The organism is Romboutsia sp. CE17, from assembly GCF_012317385.1.
Classification (GTDB): Bacteria; Bacillota; Clostridia; order Peptostreptococcales; family Peptostreptococcaceae; genus Romboutsia_E.
In genome coordinates, this window is sequence record NZ_CP051144.1 from 1,888,907 (window position 1) to 1,906,320 (window position 17,414).

18 protein-coding genes are annotated in these 17,414 nt (G+C 28.2%); 5 read left to right on the forward strand and 13 right to left on the reverse strand.

The genetic code is table 11. The features are described from left to right. Positions 1-12: 12 nt before the first annotated feature. The 6 genes from HF520_RS08995 to HF520_RS09020 form a co-directional block, all read right to left on the reverse strand. Positions 13-3,189, reverse strand: coding sequence for a helicase-related protein (locus HF520_RS08995; RefSeq protein ID WP_168573703.1), 3,177 nt, complete (start codon positions 3,187-3,189; stop codon positions 13-15). A gap of 1,239 nt (positions 3,190-4,428) precedes the next feature. After that, positions 4,429-5,505 carry a DUF4179 domain-containing protein gene (locus HF520_RS09000; RefSeq protein ID WP_168573704.1) on the reverse strand — a complete coding sequence of 359 codons (1,077 nt, stop codon included), beginning with the start codon at positions 5,503-5,505 and terminating at the stop codon, positions 4,429-4,431. Beyond that, positions 5,505-6,074 (reverse strand): sigma-70 family RNA polymerase sigma factor, encoded by a 570-nt coding sequence (locus HF520_RS09005; RefSeq protein WP_168573705.1) that lies wholly within the window; start codon positions 6,072-6,074, stop codon positions 5,505-5,507. Before HF520_RS09005 ends, HF520_RS09000 begins: the two co-directional genes overlap by 1 nt. A 232-nt stretch (positions 6,075-6,306) precedes the next feature. Next, on the reverse strand, positions 6,307-6,654 hold the full coding sequence (locus tag HF520_RS09010) for a hypothetical protein (protein ID WP_168573706.1): 348 nt from the start codon (positions 6,652-6,654) through the stop codon (positions 6,307-6,309). An 11-nt stretch (positions 6,655-6,665) separates the two neighbouring features. Next, positions 6,666-7,082, reverse strand: coding sequence for a hypothetical protein (locus tag HF520_RS09015; RefSeq protein ID WP_168573707.1), 417 nt, complete (start codon positions 7,080-7,082; stop codon positions 6,666-6,668). Beyond that, on the reverse strand, positions 7,066-7,209 hold the full coding sequence (locus tag HF520_RS09020; RefSeq protein WP_168573708.1) for an antirestriction protein ArdA: 144 nt from the start codon (positions 7,207-7,209) through the stop codon (positions 7,066-7,068). The genes HF520_RS09015 and HF520_RS09020 overlap by 17 nt, the downstream gene beginning before the upstream one ends. Positions 7,210-7,452: 243 nt before the next feature. Between HF520_RS09020 and HF520_RS09025 the strand changes: the two genes are divergently transcribed. Continuing rightward, the gene (locus tag HF520_RS09025) at positions 7,453-7,716 is read left to right on the forward strand and encodes a helix-turn-helix domain-containing protein (RefSeq protein WP_168573709.1); all 264 of its coding nucleotides are present in this window, start codon (positions 7,453-7,455) and stop codon (positions 7,714-7,716) included. Positions 7,717-9,140: 1,424 nt separating this feature from the next. Here HF520_RS09025 and HF520_RS09030 read toward each other — a convergent pair. From HF520_RS09030 to HF520_RS09040, 3 genes are all read right to left on the reverse strand, one after another. Beyond that, positions 9,141-10,868: an RNA-binding domain-containing protein gene (locus tag HF520_RS09030; protein WP_168573710.1), complete on the reverse strand. Its 1,728-nt coding sequence runs from the start codon at positions 10,866-10,868 to the stop codon at positions 9,141-9,143. An 84-nt stretch (positions 10,869-10,952) separates the two neighbouring features. Further along, on the reverse strand, positions 10,953-11,207 hold the full coding sequence (locus tag HF520_RS09035) for a Mor transcription activator family protein (protein WP_168573711.1): 255 nt from the start codon (positions 11,205-11,207) through the stop codon (positions 10,953-10,955). Between the two features lie 82 nt (positions 11,208-11,289). After that, the gene (locus tag HF520_RS09040) at positions 11,290-12,243 is read right to left on the reverse strand and encodes an EVE domain-containing protein (RefSeq protein ID WP_168573712.1); all 954 of its coding nucleotides are present in this window, start codon (positions 12,241-12,243) and stop codon (positions 11,290-11,292) included. A 132-nt stretch (positions 12,244-12,375) separates the two neighbouring features. On the opposite strand from HF520_RS09040, the gene HF520_RS09045 reads away from it, so the two are divergent. The 4 genes from HF520_RS09045 (at position 12,376) to HF520_RS09060 (ending at position 13,895) form a co-directional block, all read left to right on the forward strand. After that, the gene (locus HF520_RS09045) at positions 12,376-13,038 is read left to right on the forward strand and encodes an N-acetylmuramoyl-L-alanine amidase (RefSeq protein ID WP_168573713.1); all 663 of its coding nucleotides are present in this window, start codon (positions 12,376-12,378) and stop codon (positions 13,036-13,038) included. A 133-nt stretch (positions 13,039-13,171) separates the two neighbouring features. Next, complete coding sequence (locus HF520_RS09050) at positions 13,172-13,387, forward strand: DUF1659 domain-containing protein (RefSeq protein WP_168573714.1); 216 nt, start codon at positions 13,172-13,174, stop codon at positions 13,385-13,387. Between the two features lie 39 nt (positions 13,388-13,426). Beyond that, positions 13,427-13,657, forward strand: coding sequence for a DUF2922 domain-containing protein (locus tag HF520_RS09055; protein WP_168573715.1), 231 nt, complete (start codon positions 13,427-13,429; stop codon positions 13,655-13,657). A 91-nt stretch (positions 13,658-13,748) separates the two neighbouring features. Next, positions 13,749-13,895 carry a YvrJ family protein gene (locus HF520_RS09060; RefSeq protein ID WP_147540072.1) on the forward strand — a complete coding sequence of 49 codons (147 nt, stop codon included), beginning with the start codon at positions 13,749-13,751 and terminating at the stop codon, positions 13,893-13,895. A gap of 32 nt (positions 13,896-13,927) precedes the next feature. Here HF520_RS09060 and HF520_RS09065 read toward each other — a convergent pair whose 3' ends face one another. The 4 genes from HF520_RS09065 to HF520_RS09080 all read right to left on the reverse strand — a co-directional run bounded on the left by HF520_RS09065 (position 13,928) and on the right by HF520_RS09080 (position 17,397). Next, the gene (locus HF520_RS09065) at positions 13,928-14,644 is read right to left on the reverse strand and encodes a hypothetical protein (protein WP_168573716.1); all 717 of its coding nucleotides are present in this window, start codon (positions 14,642-14,644) and stop codon (positions 13,928-13,930) included. Positions 14,645-14,662: 18 nt separating this feature from the next. After that, positions 14,663-15,586, reverse strand: coding sequence for a hypothetical protein (locus HF520_RS09070; RefSeq protein WP_168573717.1), 924 nt, complete (start codon positions 15,584-15,586; stop codon positions 14,663-14,665). Between the two features lie 142 nt (positions 15,587-15,728). Next, positions 15,729-16,448, reverse strand: coding sequence for an ATP-binding protein (locus HF520_RS09075; protein WP_243155135.1), 720 nt, complete (start codon positions 16,446-16,448; stop codon positions 15,729-15,731). Further along, positions 16,405-17,397 carry a DnaD domain protein gene (locus tag HF520_RS09080; RefSeq protein ID WP_168573718.1) on the reverse strand — a complete coding sequence of 331 codons (993 nt, stop codon included), beginning with the start codon at positions 17,395-17,397 and terminating at the stop codon, positions 16,405-16,407. Before HF520_RS09080 ends, HF520_RS09075 begins: the two co-directional genes overlap by 44 nt. Between the last annotated feature and the right edge of the window lie 17 nt (positions 17,398-17,414).

A 17,414-nucleotide genomic window follows, 5' to 3' on the forward strand; every position in this document is an offset into this window, starting at 1 on the left:
TACTTATCCCCTTTACAATAAATCTAGAGATAATACAACCTCTGCATTATACTCTGCCTTATTTTCTTCTATTTTTAAATTTTTAATATATGAATCAGGTACTAAATCCCATATTGTATTTAATATTTCTATAGGATCTGTAATTCCCTTGATTGTAGTTACAATTTCTTTTCCTATCTTAATAGGTATAGATCCATCTTCAAATAAATCCATTAACTTATGAATCTTTACAATTTCATGTTCTATAAACTTAGGATATGAATTCAATGCCTTAAGAGTCTTCATTATAGTCTTATCATGACTCTTACCTTCTTTTCTAGTTGGTGATATATCTATACTTTCTTCTTGTAAAACTCTTATTAACTCCTGTTTATTTAATTCTAAATTATCATAGTACCTACTACTAATATTATGATGTTTATCTTCTTTATCAGATTCCATAAGCTTCATAGCATCTAAAAATGTAATTTCTCTAGATATACTATTATCACATATTAAGAATCGCTTCATATACCCTTTTCTAAAGAATGTAAGTGTTCCATCATTATCTAAATACTTAGCACTTCTTATTTTTTTAGGATAATTTTTTATCTTCACAAATAATTCTTCATCCGAGTCTCTTAAGTCTCTTATTATTTGTAGATACTTAAGTGTACTATCTTCTTCAAAATCTTCTTCTTCTAAACTCTCTTTACTGTTTAACTTTTCATATAAATTTTTTCCAAATATACCATAAGTATCAACTTCTTCATTTTCACTAAGATATTTAAAGTCTTCTCCTAGAGTATCATGGAATGCTTGTATCTTTGATGTTATATTATCTTCTAATGACATATGCTCTGAAACTTGTGCACTTGGGAAAAAGTTAAATACATATATATCATCAAACTCTGTACCAACACGATTTATTCTTCCTACTCTTTGCATTATTCTAGTTGGATTCCATGGTAAATCATAGTTTACAATTATGTTAGCTCTATGTAAACTTATACCTTCTGCTAATACATCTGTAGTTACTAATATTCTAAAATCATTCTTTTGTTCTTTCTTTGGTACATCTGGATTGAAGTTATTTTGTATAATCTCTCTATCCCTATTTTTTGATCCACCTGTAAATAATATAGTTTGATTCTTAAAATGCTTGTCTATGTTTTCTTTTAGATACTCTGCAGTTTCTTTTGACTCTGTAAATATAAGTATCTTTGCTTTTTTAAGTAGCTTATTATTTTTTAAGTCAGACATAAACTTGTCTAACTTCGGATCACTATATACAGGTTCCCACATACGTCTTATCATTTTTAAATTTGATAAATCAAATCTTAAGTCTTCTATAAATAATTCGCTAAACTCTTCTGATTTAAATTTAAATGCATCTGCTCTATCTACTATAATATCTAGTTTTTCTTCTTCTCCATTGTTCATTAAATCATAAATATTATATTTTTTACTTATATATATAGTTCCAGATTCGTACATTTCTATAAAGTTTTCATATGATTCAATAAATCTATCTAGAGTTTTATTAAATGCATAGAAACTACTCTCTAATCTTTTTAGTAATATTCCCTTCATAAATCCACCCATGTTTTGTTGTCCTACTAATAAAGACTTATACTTAGATGGAACTTGCTTTAAATAAGTTAATGATTTATATCTAGCGTAAGAAAGTATTTTTATTATATCTAAAGTTTTATTAAATGCCACCTCAACTTGATTATCAAATTCATATACTATTTTTTCTGGTGTATTTAAGTTAGGGAATGTTAATCCCTGAGCTTCTAAATCCTTTTGGTAATACTTCATTATTTCATTTCTAGTTCTTCTTATCATTATATGATTTAGTACTTTTTCCCTTATCTCTGTAGATACTTCTTTAGAGACTTCTGCATACTCTGGTGTACCTTTATCATATTTCTTAAGCTTCTTTTCTAATTTTTTAAAAAATCCTTCTAAATCCTTTTGATTAGGTATTATATTAGAGTTTTTTCTATTCTGGAATAAGTATATTTGATTAGCTATATCACTAATATAGTTATTTTGTGGTGTAGCTGATATTAATACTACTTTTTTACCGTTACATATTTCATGTAACTTAGCATATGTATCATTATCTTCATTTCTAAACCTATGTGCTTCATCTATAAATATATATTCGTATAAATCTAAATCCATTTTTAATATAGAGTCTAACTTTCCTAATGATTCAACTTTTGCTGCTACATCAAAATGTATTAATACATTATCCCAATTCTCTTTAAGTACTGGTGGACATATAATAAGTTTTCTACCTCTTAATCTTTTTGCTAACATCGCACATATATATGTTTTTCCAAGACCAACTACATCCGATATAAATACACCATTATATGTTGCTAATATTTTTTCTGCTCTTGTTACTGCATGTAATTGGTATTGTAGTTTCATAAATCCTGGTGGTAATCCTAGTGTTTTAGCATCTACCTTATCTTCATTTATTTCTTCTTTGAAGTACTCATATAAACATTTTAAAAACAATTCATATGGAGTTATATCTTCTCTTATCCAACTACTTTCTGCTTGTTCTATATATTCAGTTGTGACATCTACAGATTCTTTCCATAGCTCTTCAAATTTATCTAATGCAAATCTAACATCTCTAGAATCTTTTAACTCTACATTGAATTCTAATTGATTTATTAGACCTGATTGAGAGAAGTTACTTGATCCTGTTATGACCTTTCCAAAATCCTCTGATTTTTCTTGGTCCTTTCTCATTATATATACTTTTGCATGTATTGGATGATGTGGGTATACTCTTATTTCTAACTTTCCAGTTTTAACAAACTCTATGAATTTTTTTATACCTATTTCTACATCCTTACTATCTTCTGATGATTCTATTTCGTCACTAACTTCCTTAGAGTATTGTTCTTTAGCTTCTTTGTTAGATGTAAACTCCATTTGCATTTCATTTTGTGCAGTTTGTATTAGTTCTACAGATTTTTTATCTAAATTAAGTCCTACTAATATTCTAGTTTTTTCTACTTTGTCCATAGATTCATACATTTTATAAAATCCACTACTTCTAAAATATCCTACTAATACATCAAAAAACTGTACATTATTGTTTAAAATTTTATTAAATCTATCATAAAGTGTATTGTTTTCTTCATTTGTAAAAAATGTTAAATCATTATAATTTTTACTCACGATCTCCTCCTATTGCCTTAATAATTAACTCTTTTGTAATATTTTATTAATTAAATTATACTATTTATTTGTATTAAAAAAAAGGAACTTCTTTTTAACCTAATAAGCTAATATCTAGTAACTAATTAATATTTAACTACAAAATATCTGAAAAAGTTTAAACTTACTAGTTAATCAAAAGCTATAAACATAAATGTAGATAGTTGAAGAAGGAGCAAAAACCACTCCTTCCTCAACTATCTTTATTTATATTTTATGGTCAAAAACTATGGGGTCAAGTCTGACCTCACAGATTGCAGCAAAAACCGCTGCAAACTGTGATGCCAGACTAAAAAACTTCTACAACCACAACTCAATCTTCAACACTTACATATTTTCAATTCATCTATCTTCTTTTATCCCTTATCACTTTTTCTAACACACTATATTACTTATACATTACTATCATTATCTCCACTAATACATCTATATTTAAGTCCATTGGTTATAGAGTTTGGCTATCGCCACCGCGCTTTACGCTCCAATCTTTTGAGCACAAACCACTCAAAAGGATTTCCACTACAATCGCTAACTCAAAACCATCTCCTAATACATAATCTCATAATTACTCTAAGGTTATACTTTGTAGTTAGATTAGTAGCTAAATGATGACCTATCGGCCGTGCCCCTCTGACTAATCCTCAACACACGAACATGCTCATTGCATAACATACTTCGCATACACCATTTACAATCGAGTATGCTACGTATCTTATTTACTCGCTGTGTTCGTAGCTTTTGAGGATAGCCATTCACTGCCCTAAGCCCAATGCCCTGTGCATTAGCTTTTCTTAGTACATTCGTCCAAATCTACATATTTGACCTCCACGTGTCCTTATAAGTAAGTACTTTTGTTTTTAAAAATTTATTTTTATAATATATTTTTATTTGAATTTGTTACTAGGTGTCGGTATGATAGTTTATTGGTTGGTATCCCGCATTGGATAAAACCATTGCTCCGCTATCCAATGCTAGTACATCTATAGCTTTTAAGGGCATATTTATCATTTGATACAATGTTAAAAGTAATCGAAGGTAACATTTTAAGTATTTGCTTAATAAAAAAGTAGGAACATGAGCTCCTACCTCTTTAGGTTCATAATATATTAAAATTGTTCACTGAATCTATCCTATAAATTAGAATTTATCTATTTTACTAATTTAGTTATAGCATCAAATAGTGTTGTAAGTGAAATTAATTTACTTATTAAACTCTATTTTAAAATCTGATAGTATTGGAGCAGACTTTGTTTCTTCATTCCATTTTCCATAAATTATTATATTTACATACTCAAGATTATCACCTATCTCAACTAAATCATATCTTTGTTTATATCTAATATCCAATACTTCCTTATTTTCAATATCCTCGTAATTTTCAAAGTTTCCAGTTGTAGCCCATAGTACATGACCATTATTATCTCTAACTTCTATTGATTCCATAACATCTAATTCTTTGTAATATTGATTTGGTGCTGTAATATCTATAGAAAGTGACATTGGAGTTAATAAAATTTGATTTAGGGTAAAGTCATTTTTAGTCTGATTTACGTTTATAACTTTAGTATCATCTTTGTTAGAACTTATAGGAAAATTAAATGCCCATTTTCCATCTAACATTTTAGAATTGCCATTTTCATCAACGTCATTACTATATAATCCAAATTCCATTTCAAAATCTATCGTGTCAGACTTAACTTGGTTTATAACATCAAAGTTATACATAGCACTTCCTTTTAATGTATATTCATCTACATACTTAACTCGTGGTGTGTCCGCCCCATATCCATTAGGTTTAACTCCATTTATTTTAAACTCTGGATAATATTGATTAAAGTAATAAACCATCTCACCACAATCTTTATCAATCTCATATTCATGTAACGTATTTGCGTAAATTGTTTCTTTAAAAGGTTCTTCTGTTTTTATAATATAATCTATATATACATTATTACCATCATATATAGCTTTATCAATTGTTATTGTAAGTCCATTGTATTCAGAAGATGCATTTATATCACTAATGTTATCTTTAAAAGATTCCTTATTCTTTAGTGCATAATTAATCTTATCAAATATATCGCCTAAAACTGGTATGTTATACGCTAAGGATGGATTATTAATTCCTAATGTTAGGATAACTCCTAATGATGCCACTGATGCAATCATTGTTTTTCTATACTTATTGCTTTTCTTATGTTTTTTGCCCTTATTTATTGCTATTTTAGTTATTTCATTTATATTGTCTGGAATTTTAATATCATTAAATTTATTCATTATTTTATCTCCTTTAATATATCGTATAATTTTTTCTTGCCTCGTCTTATATAAGACTTTATTGTATTTTCATTACATTCCATAACTTCTGCAATTTGTAATATTGTTAAATCTTGAAAGTATTGAAGTATTATTGGTGTTTTATATTTTTCATCTAAAGAATCTATAGCATCATACAAATCGATACTTTCTTCTAGGTCTGAATAAGATATATCTTCTATGTAATCTTCTACCTGAGCATCTTGAAATTTACTATAATGTCTATTTTTTATATTTACATTATTTATAAGTATTTTTGTTATCCAAGTTTTAAAAAAGTTTGGATTTCTAAGTTTTGAAATATTTATATATGCTTTATATACTGTTTCTTGATAAATATCTAAAGCATCATGTTCATTTTTAGTATATAAAAATGCAGTCTTATACAGATATTCTTTGTAGGTATTTATTGCTTCTTCAAACGATTTATCACAACCTCCTATTGCCTTTTCTACGATTTTATATTCAGTGTATTTCTCTTTCTTCTCATTGAAAAATCGTATGTTTTTAATTGCTATTTTTTCAATCATTTTATCCTCCTTTGTAATCATGACTACATATATTAGATTCATTAAGCTTATATAAAGTTGCATAAATTCAAAAAAAGTTTGAACAAATGTCCAAACCTTTTAGATTTAGCTATATACATAAATATATTTAATCTTTTATAATTAACTTATTTATCTAGTTGAATCTAGAGATAAGTTCGCAATATATAACAATTGCGAACTTATCTCTATTATAGCATTAAAAAAGCCCCCTTTAATTAGGAGCTTTAATTGTTTTATCTACCATTTTATAAATATCATCCCACGAATGAGTCCTCTTATAAAACTTTATATGTTCAATACTTTTTAAATTATGTAATAACTGTTTTGTATAATCATTCAATTCAATTTCTAGTAAATACTCATCTCCAATTTTTCTAGGCTTTGCCTTCGTAAATTCATACTCATCTTGATTTGCTAAATATTCATATATAACCGATATCATTTCATCATTTAAATATCCTCTTTTTCTACTTCCTATGTAAATTTTTGAGCAACGGACCTGCTTTTCAAGGTCGTTGGCGATATGAGCATCGCGAATTTTATTCTTAGATTTAATCATTGTATTACCTCCTAGTTATTTGAATAATAATATATTTCATTTTCAGGATTCTTCGTTATACTCATTGTCATTTGTAATTTGTTAAAAACTGTGTCATAATCTATGCTATAAGATATCTCCCAAGGCATACTCTCCAGTAGTTCATTGTAAAATTCATACATATAATTCTGTGCAAACTCATTATTATTACTGGCTTCTATTGTATAAACATTATCTAAATAATTTTTAAGTATATGTGTATCTGTATTTTTAAAATCAATTCCATAAGAATATTCAATATGCTCTATCAAATATCTATTTAAATTTAAATCTTCTATTGACTCCCATAATTCATTGACTTTTATTGGGTCTATACATTCTCCAATTTTAAATGGAAGTTCGTAGTCGTGAAATGTTTCGCCAACACGTTGCTCAAATTGCAAAATCACTTTGACCATTTTTACTTTGTCTTAAAATAGCTTCTTTTATTTTTTCATTTTCTGTAGGAAGCTCAATCCATTCTCCCTTTAAATATCCACTGTTGTAGCTCTCTAAATCAGCTATATATATTTGCATTTTTTTCACTCCTTAGATGTAATTTTTAACTTTATTTCTATATTTATATTATGTCCTTTACAAGTGAAAAATATACGCCAAACCGTTGAAAATACTACATTTAAGTATGTTAACAAATTATCATTTTGCCTTCTGATTTAATTTAAATTAAAAAGTATCTTGAATAAATTTATTAAACAGATAAATTAGTTCCAATGACTAAAAAAAGCCGTATACGGGAATATTAAAAATGGAGGTGATCTTATGGCAATAGGTAGCTTTGAAGGGTTATATACATTTCTTGAAGTTGCAAAAATCTATGGAATAGATGATTCATGTTTAAGAAAACAGGTAGCTCGTAATAAATTTGTTATTGGGGAAGATGTAAAAAAGATGGGTAGAACTTGGATTATAACCGAACAAGCAATGGTTAGAAGTTTTGGAAGCTTAAAATTTGAAGACTATAAAAAGAAGCTCGAGAAAAAAGAAAAGGCTCAGGCTAAAAAACTTAAACAATCAAATACTTAAATACATTGATACGAGACTTAGCTATAAAATACATATAATTAATGAATAAACTATTTAAAAAATAAATAAAGTTATAATTTAATATATAAATTTATTAAAAATTTAAGGTATTTACAAACAATTCCATTTTAAAAGTTATAAATATATATTTCCATATTACTATAATAAATTCTTCTTTAAAAGCCATCGAATCACTAGCATTGGATAGCGGAGCAACGGTTTTATCCAATGCGGGATACCAACCAACAACCTACTATACCGACACCAAGTAACTACACCAAATAAATTAATAGATGCAATAAAACCTCCAAGGACCAATATAGTAAGTTGTACAAAACGTGGAGGTAAATCTCCTAGATTTGGTCTGCTCCATCATAAAAACTAACGTACAGGGCATTGGGCGACGGGGCAGTGAATGGCTATCCTCAAAAACTACGAACACAGCGAGTAAATAAGATACGCAGCATACTTGATTGCAAATGATGTATGCGAAGTATGTTATGTAACGAGCGTGTTCGTGCGTTGAGGATTAGTCAGAGGGGCACGGCCGAAAGGTCATCCTTTAACTATCTATCTAACTAAAAAAATAATAACCTTAAAATAATCAAGAAACCCTGTGTCAGGAGATGGTTTTGAGTTAGCGATTGCAGTAGAAATCCTTTTGAGCGGTTTTTACTCAAAAGATTGGAACGAAAAGCGCGGTGGCGACAGCCAAACTCCCAAAGTATCAAAACTATATATAACACCAATACCACTATAAGCCACAAATAAATATAATTATATACTCTAAAAAATAAATACATAAAATCTAAAAATAAAATAATTATAATCCATAATATTAAAACCTATGAATGTTCTAAGGCTTTAGTCTGGCATCACAGTTTGCAGCGCTCTTTGCTGCAATCTGTGAGGTTAGACTTGACCCAAAAGCTTTTGACCCCAAAATATAAATAAAGATAGTTGATGTATGAGCATTTTTTGCTCATACTTCAACTATCCACCTATACTACTGACTAAAAATATTAAACATATAATTAAACTTAAAAGAAAATTACAGGGATAGGAGGTGGGGGAGCAGAGAGCGCGGTGGGTAAAATATGGTCCAAACTGCAACGGAATAAATAGTTAGCACAAAAATAAAGCTACATTTTGTATATCTTAGTTTTTATGTAGTGAAGGTTTTGACCATATCGGGGCTGACAACCGAAGGTTAACATTCACACAAATAACTTTTGATTCATAATAAACCTGTGCGAAGCAACCATTCAGAGTACATGATCCGTCTAAATATTTTTCAAATTAATAAAACTATGACAGAATATATTTTTCTATATCCTGTCATAGTTTATAATAAACTCAATATATTCATATCGTTCACGATCGTTCACGACCGTTCGCGACCGTTCACAACCGTTCGCATACTACTACTTTTTTATTGTATATCTTATTTTTGACCCTGAACCAATTCTTTCAATCTTACCATCTTCCACAAGCTTATTAAACAACTTGCTTGACTTAGTCTTTCCAAATCCCAAATTATCCCTGCTTAATGAATTTGTTATAAACCCATTACCTTTAATAAAATTAATAATCTTCATCTCATCCAAACTTAAACCTGACTCTATATTTATACTTTGCTCAACATTTTGACTATCAGTGATATTAGTTAACTCAACATCATTAAACATATCTCCTAACAAATACTTTGTTCCTTTTCCTACTCCCTGAGACTGTAAATAACCTTTATTAACTAACTGTGCTAAAACCTTATTACTATATAAAGAATGATTATCTATTAATTGCTGTAACCTATTATTAGTAACATATCCTTCTTGATGAGCTGTAACCAAAGCCATAATTTCATCTTTATCCAAATTTTTATATTCTTCATTTAATGTATTTTTTATAAAACTTATACTCTCATTTGGTAGTAAGGATATTGTTCTTAAAGTCAACTCTACTCTATCAGGACCAAAACTTTCTTCTAAGTCTGGGATTGTCCATTCTTGCTCTTTCCAAGCTTTTCTTATTGCTTCAATCCCAGAACCAGCTCTTTCTCCAACACCTATTAAGTTAAACATTTTAAATATATTCTCATTCCTAGGGTCACTTATTCCTCCACTCATAGCTTCTTCTATCGATATTCTAAGAGAACCTTGGTTCGAGAATTTAAAATATGTCTTTCCCCTCTCTATTACTATACCTCTTTCTAACCTATAATCAGCATGTATAATCGCATTAGCTACAGCTTCTCTAATAGCATCATGTACACCTGTATTATCCTGTCTTATTCCATTAATCAGTTCAAATGGTAAATTTAGATTATCAGTTATTCTATTTATTATCTTAAAGTAAAAATCATATATATTCCCACTCCAAGTTCCATCAGATGATGTAATTCTATAATCCCATCTATTTTCTGTAGTTTTTTCTCTATAGTCTAAAAAATACTTTGGAAACTCATCAATAATCTCTCTTTCTTCTCCAAACATTAATAATCCAGCAGCAGTTATACCTTCTTCTCCCGTTCTTCTATTTTTTCCATATGCTCCTAATTTGTATAAAAAATTCTTTAAATCTAATCCTATCCATGGATGAGATGGTTTTAACGCTGCTAACCTATTTTTATAATTATTAATACTATCTATATTTAAATCTTCTATTGTAAATCCTTCAAGTATTACATTGTCTTGTGAAAAATCACTAGCATCAGCTATCATTCTATCAATTTCTGACTTGCTACATTTATAATCACCTGAATGATTTCTCCTAAACGTTCCACCATGTTTACTATCACTATATGGATTCTCACCTATATAAATAGGCTTTTGTCTTCTATCCGCTCTCGGTACTATTATTTTAAGTATATCTTTGCCATCATAGCTTTCTACTGTAACATTAATATCGCTAATAATATTAGCACTTACTTTTTTACTATTATTTAAGTTATCCCATAAATCTTTTTGTATTTCATCTATATTATTTAAACCTGTTATGTAAAATTCACCTTTATTTTCCTTTATTCCAAGTAAAATAACTCCACCATTGCTATTGGCAAAAGCAGAATATGTTTCCCACATATCTTTAGGCAGCCCACCACTTGCTTCTTTGCATTCAAGCTCTTTATTTTCTGATAGTTTATATATATCCATACTCCACCTCCATATCTACAAATTCATATCTATATTATAATCGGTAGTAAGTTTTATAATCAATAAATATTATTTTAACTTATCTTACTTAAAATTCACAATATTTCTAACCTGGACCTCACTAATACCATACTTTCTAGACATTATTTTATAATCACCCTTAAACTCCTCTCTAATTTTCTTATTCCTATACTCCTTAGTAATACTATTCTCATTTGGAATATACAAATTACTACCACCAGCCAATCTTACTAAATCCTTAAAAGCATCAATACCAATAGTATCAACAACATCCAAAACACTCTCAGGCAGATCATCTCTAGTCAAACACTCCAACATAAAAAATCCCTCCCTAACAATAAACAACTATATAACCAATTATATACCTATACTTTATAACATATATTATTTATTTCTTATATTAATCTATCTCAAACTTAACCTTCTCTATCTTTATCATATTTCCATCTATTTTATACTCAGTATATAAATCATTATTTGATAAAATTTCCACATTACCATAATGCATTTGCCTATGATGATTAGGACATAAGCAAATTAAATTGTCTACTGATAACTTACTTTCTTCTTCATAACTTACTGGAATAATATGATGTACCTCTACATAATACTTACCATCCTTTTTCTTAAAAGTATGAGGATTCTCATTTAATGCATCACAAATCTGACACTTATATCCCATATATGCTTTAAATTTGTTCGCTATGCTTCCTCGCTCAACTATCTTAACTAGTCTTTCTTTTTTCTTAATATCTACATTTTTATAAATTTCATTTAACCCTTCTATACTACTTTTAGAACAACCAAAATCATAGTCATCATCATTTATTACTTCTTCATATGAAAATCTATTTTTTGTTGAGTTTATTATATTTATAGCCTCATAAAACGATTCTTTAATCAATGGCATAGTTGAAGCTTGAAATCCCTTCACTAAATATTTATCCCTACTTAATACTTCATTCTCAATTTCATTAAATATAATGGGTGAATCAATTAAATTCTTTATTATCTTAAACTTAATTCTCCACATCTCCTTATCCCCAGAATTTTCATAATCTCCATCATAAAATTCTAAATCACTATCTTTAATATATTCAGGTTTTGACACAACCTCAATAATTGCATATATTCCTGGTTTTAATTTTTCCTTACCTCTTAATGACTTTTTAGTTCTATGATCAATACCAACTCTAATTAATCCCTTATCTCCAATATCTATATTTTTTCTGTCACATGGCCTTATTTTGTAGTAAACTTCATCATTACACTTATCGCTATTTAAAAAATCATCTATATACCACTGCTTTGGATTCGCAAAAAATGTCCAGTAGTTAATCTTAGTATTTTCCATATTTCATTCCCCCTTCTAAATTGTATCTTTACTTATATATTAACATTAATAATTATTTACTAAAATTATTTAAAATACTTCTTTTAAAAAAATCTATACTATTAAATTAAAATTTATATAGGAGGTAACATAATGAAATGGTACTTAGACTTTGGACATGGAGGAAAAGACCCTGGAGCACTAGGTCATAACAAAACCAAAGAAAGTGAAACAGTTCTAAAAATAGGACTACTCGTAAAAAATACTCTAGAACAAGCTTTTGAAAAAGTAATAACCACAAGAGAAGATGACAAATACTACTCACTAGACTATCGAAGTACAAAAGCAAATAAGAATAACTGTGACTACTTTGTAAGCCTTCATATGAACTCATCAACTAACAAAACTGCAAAGGGATGTGAAGTATGGGTATATGATAAAAACAGTAAACTATACAACCTAGCTAATAATCTATCCACTAATATCTCAAATAAAATAAACACACCTAATCGTGGAGTAAAAATATCAAAAGAATTTTCAGTACTTAGAAAAACTAAAATGCCTGCTCTATTAATAGAAATAGACTTTATATCAAATAGTAGCGTTGAAAATAATCTAAAATCATCTAAATATATAAAAGATGTAGCAGATACAATATCATCTACCCTATTATCATTTGTAAACAAATCCATAACTAATGATGGGATTTTTTATAGAGTTTGTATAGGAGCTTTCAATGATAAAAACAACGCCATCAAACTAAAAGATAAAGCTATATCTAAAGGATTCAAAGACTCATATATAACTACAAAATAAAATATAAACTTCTTAAAATAAACTTTTTTATAAAGTAGTTTAATATAGATTAAAAAATAAACCTCCTATAATGACATCAAGAAAGTAATTAAAAGATTACTTTTAAAACAAATTTTATAAGGAGGTATATCTTATGGCTGTTGTAGAATTTCAAAATCCATCAAGTTTGAAAATTGTATTAGACTTAGGTTTAGTAGATGGAAAAGCAAAAACAAGAAGTAAATCTTTTGCTAATTTAAAATATGATGCAGCACTTCAGGATGTATATGATGTTGGAGTAGCTTTGATGGGGCTTCAAAAACATGATGTAATAGACATAATAAAAGTAGACAACACAACACTTAGCTAATAGTCTATTATTTTAAATTTAAGAAAGGAGGAATTTTAAATGGAAACTACTAAAAGTCTAGTAATGACTTTTTTAGATGAAGGCGATTCAAAAGTATCATTAACTGTACAAGACCCTAGAGATAATATAACTGAAGCTGAAATAAAATCTGCTATGGAATTAGTTATATCTAAGAATATCTTTGATCCAAATGGATTAGACCTAGTATCAGCAGTAGATGCAAAAATAGTTGTTAAAGAAACGACTCCTTATGACTTAGTTATAGGGTAATAAAGTTAATAAACTTATAAAGACTATGCTTTAACTCCCCCTTTTTAGCATAGTCTTTTATATATATTTATATGGAAAGGTTGTGTTTATGATGAATTCAGAAATTCAAACTCTGATAGCTTCTGTTGGTTTTCCTATAGCCCTTAGTATGTATTTACTTGTTAGAATTGAAGGTAAGCTTCAGGCTCTATCTGATAGTATTAATGAATTATCTAAAAATATAATAAGTATGAAGTAAACGGGCTATATAGCTCATTTACTTCATACTTATTATTTATAATATTCATCAAAATATTTTTCTATCACTTCTTTCTCATCTATTTCACACTCTGATGTATATTTTTTTAATGACTTTATAAGTTCATCTGGATTAATCTTTAAAACTTCCACCAAAACCTTAAAAATAAAATCTATTCTAACTTCATTTGCTGAATGTAAAATTTCATTATTTTCGTCTATTACATCACTATATTTTTGCGAAATTATATAAATTCTAGTGGAATTCCCCACCAATTGAACTGTATAAAATAATGTAAATGTAAATGTAAAAACTAATCCTGATATTATAAAATAGAATGGTATTTTAGGTAAAATGTTTATATCTGAATATAATATCAAATACATACAAAAATAAATCAGTATCTGCATTCCAACAATAAAAGCTAAAAACTCAAAACTAACTAATAGTCTTTCAACAGTATCTTTTCCATTTAATGATTCAATCGCTTTTCTATTTTCTCTGCTTATAGAACTTATTACTATTGAAATACCTGCAAGTATTATACCAATCATTCCTATTAACGCTGCTGCAATATATATCACTATATTTTGAAGTGCTGGTCTAAAACTTTCAAATTTCTCATATAAATTAATACATTCTGATATAAATGTAAAAATTATTACCATAAATATTGCAGCTATTGATTCTAATGACTTAATATCAAAAAATTCGTTAAATTTCTTATATTTAATAAATCTAGCCAACATTTAAATCACCGCTTCCATCTATAGGGGTAATGTCCCTATTTTATATTTACAAGTCTTGCAATACTCCTCTTTATCATTTACTACTTCATCGGATATAATATCTTTAATCGGTTTTTTGTCGTTAGTGGAAAAAGTTCTTCCATCTGTATTCTTTGCTTCTATTGTAGCATATCCTTTTTTTATAGCATCTTCAGCAGTAATTTCAGGACAAATATTATACACAGAAGCTAATTCTTGTTTAACAATTTCAGAATCAACTACTAAACCTGTAGAGGATGTAGATTTAAGAGAACTCCTTCTACCTGTTACATTTCCAGTTTTATAATCTTTTAATCTTATCTTATCCATATTTTTTTCTAGTTCATTCAAGAGTTCTTCATCTGGATTAGGAGGAATAATATCTATCGTGATCTCTTCTAATGCTCCTAATTCTTTTAAACTGCTTTCTATCTCTTTCATGTTTAAATTATTATTTATTAAAGATACTTCAAATCCAAAAACTTCTTGAGTATACTCTTCATTTATACTTTTCGTTATTAAAGAAGCAAATGCTTTGCAAAACTCACTATAACCAAACCTATTTGTTGTATAAAAAGCAACAATTTCCCTCTCTACATCAAAATAAAAAGATATTATTTCTTCATTATCAACCGCTATTTTTTTTAGCTTACCGTTTTCATCTGTTTGATTTGCAAATATGGGAGCCTTTTTAACAACCTTTCCATATATTCCATCATCTAACTTATCTACATCACTAAATACATAGTGATTTATTTTTACTTCTTCTCCTTTATATATCTGTGTATATTTATATACTACTCCATTTTTTATACTATTTTTTAACTTTAATAAAGTTTCCTTTAATAACTCAGGTTTTTCATATACTTTAAAAATATGATCGGAATTTAAATTTATTTTCCCGTAATATAACGTTGTACTCATTCTACAATTCTCCTCAATATGTAATTTATGTTAATATTATATATAATATTAACATAAATTACATATTTTTACATATCATCCTTTTATATTTCTTAAAAACCTATTAAAGCTTAATATTAATTATTGTATAAATACCTACTATTTAATAATCAATAAATGAATTAATTCTATAATTCAACCTCTTCCCCCTAATCTCAACACACCTACACATCTCAACAAGTCTACTCCCAATCCCCTCATCAATCCTCAAAAGACCCTCAACATCCATCTCACAACTAACAATAACAGGCAACCTATTAAAATACCTAAAGTTCAAAAGCTCAAACATAATATTCAAATCACTCTCAGTAACCCTCCCCTTAAACAAATCATCAATCAAAAGCACCCTAGATTCCTTATACCTTCCCATTACCCTATGATAATAAACCTCATCCATAATATTTTGCTTAAGAGCAGTAATCACTTCCCTATAGCTCATATAAATAACACCAACAGCCTGATCCATAAGCTCATTAGCAATAGCTAAAGAAAGATGGGTCTTACCAGACCCAACTTGTCCCATAAACATAATAGAATTACACCTATCTCTCTCAATCTCCTTAAAATTTCTAGCATACAAATACCCTTCCTTATAAGCATTTGTAATCTGACTATCAATACTATACATAAAATTATTAAACCTCTTATTCCTAAACTCCTCACTTATACCACTTTTTCTTAAAATATCTTCCGCAATTCTCACCTGTCTGCATTCACATTCAATAGCTTCATTTCCATCTATAATAAAAGTCATATCCCTACACTTATTGCATCTATACTTACTCTTTTCCATCTGAGATTTGCATGATTCTTCTAACTTCATCAAGCTGCTCTTTACTTGGCTCTGTGTATATAACCTCATCATTCTCATCTTCATATCCTTTGGTACATTTAGACTTTCTATAAGCTCCTCTTTGTTCATTATCTATATTCCCCCTTAAGCTTTTCTCAGCTTCAAATAATCTCAAAGACTCTAACGTTGTTATCCCATTCTCATTCCATTTTCTAATTATCCCTTTTATATAAGCAATGCTTGGTTTATTTCTTTCTATAGAAATATCTATTGCCCTTTCAAATAAATGTATATCTACTTTCTCGTAAATATCAAATAAGCTCTTATCTGCATCTAAATCTATACTTCCTATTTTACTTTCATATAAATATCTCATCATCTCAAAATTATCTAAATTATAATCACTTCCGAAAGAAGATTTTTCTTTTTGTTTTTCTTTTTCTTTTTGTTTTTCTTTTTCTTTTTCCCTATACCTATACTCAGAATTGATATCAACTTTAGCTATGGGTATACATACACTATCCATAGTGGTATCTTCATCAGTAACATAGGTATCTATAGCGGTAATATTATTTGAACCTTGTAAATCTATACGGTACCCATACTTATTACACTCTTTTAAAAACAAATCTATGAGCTCTCTACTTTTAATATATAAAAGCTCCTTCTCCACACATTTTTTAACCTTAGGGCTTATCACCTTATTATGCTTAATCCAATTTTTAATAAAAATCTCCTTACTCTTATCACAATAAACAATTTTTCCATACTCCTCAAATCTCAAAAGAAGCTTCTCTACAGTCTCCCTGTTATAGCCAGTTTCTGTTTCAATAATCCTCTTAGGTAATTCATAAATTCCACACTGACTAGTTTTACTATTAGTCATTAAATAAATATAAAAATACTTCTCCTCAGGAGTTAAATCTAACACAAAGCCATCCTGCCAATAATCTATATGAATGTGTCTATACACCGCCATATTAAAAATCCCCCTCA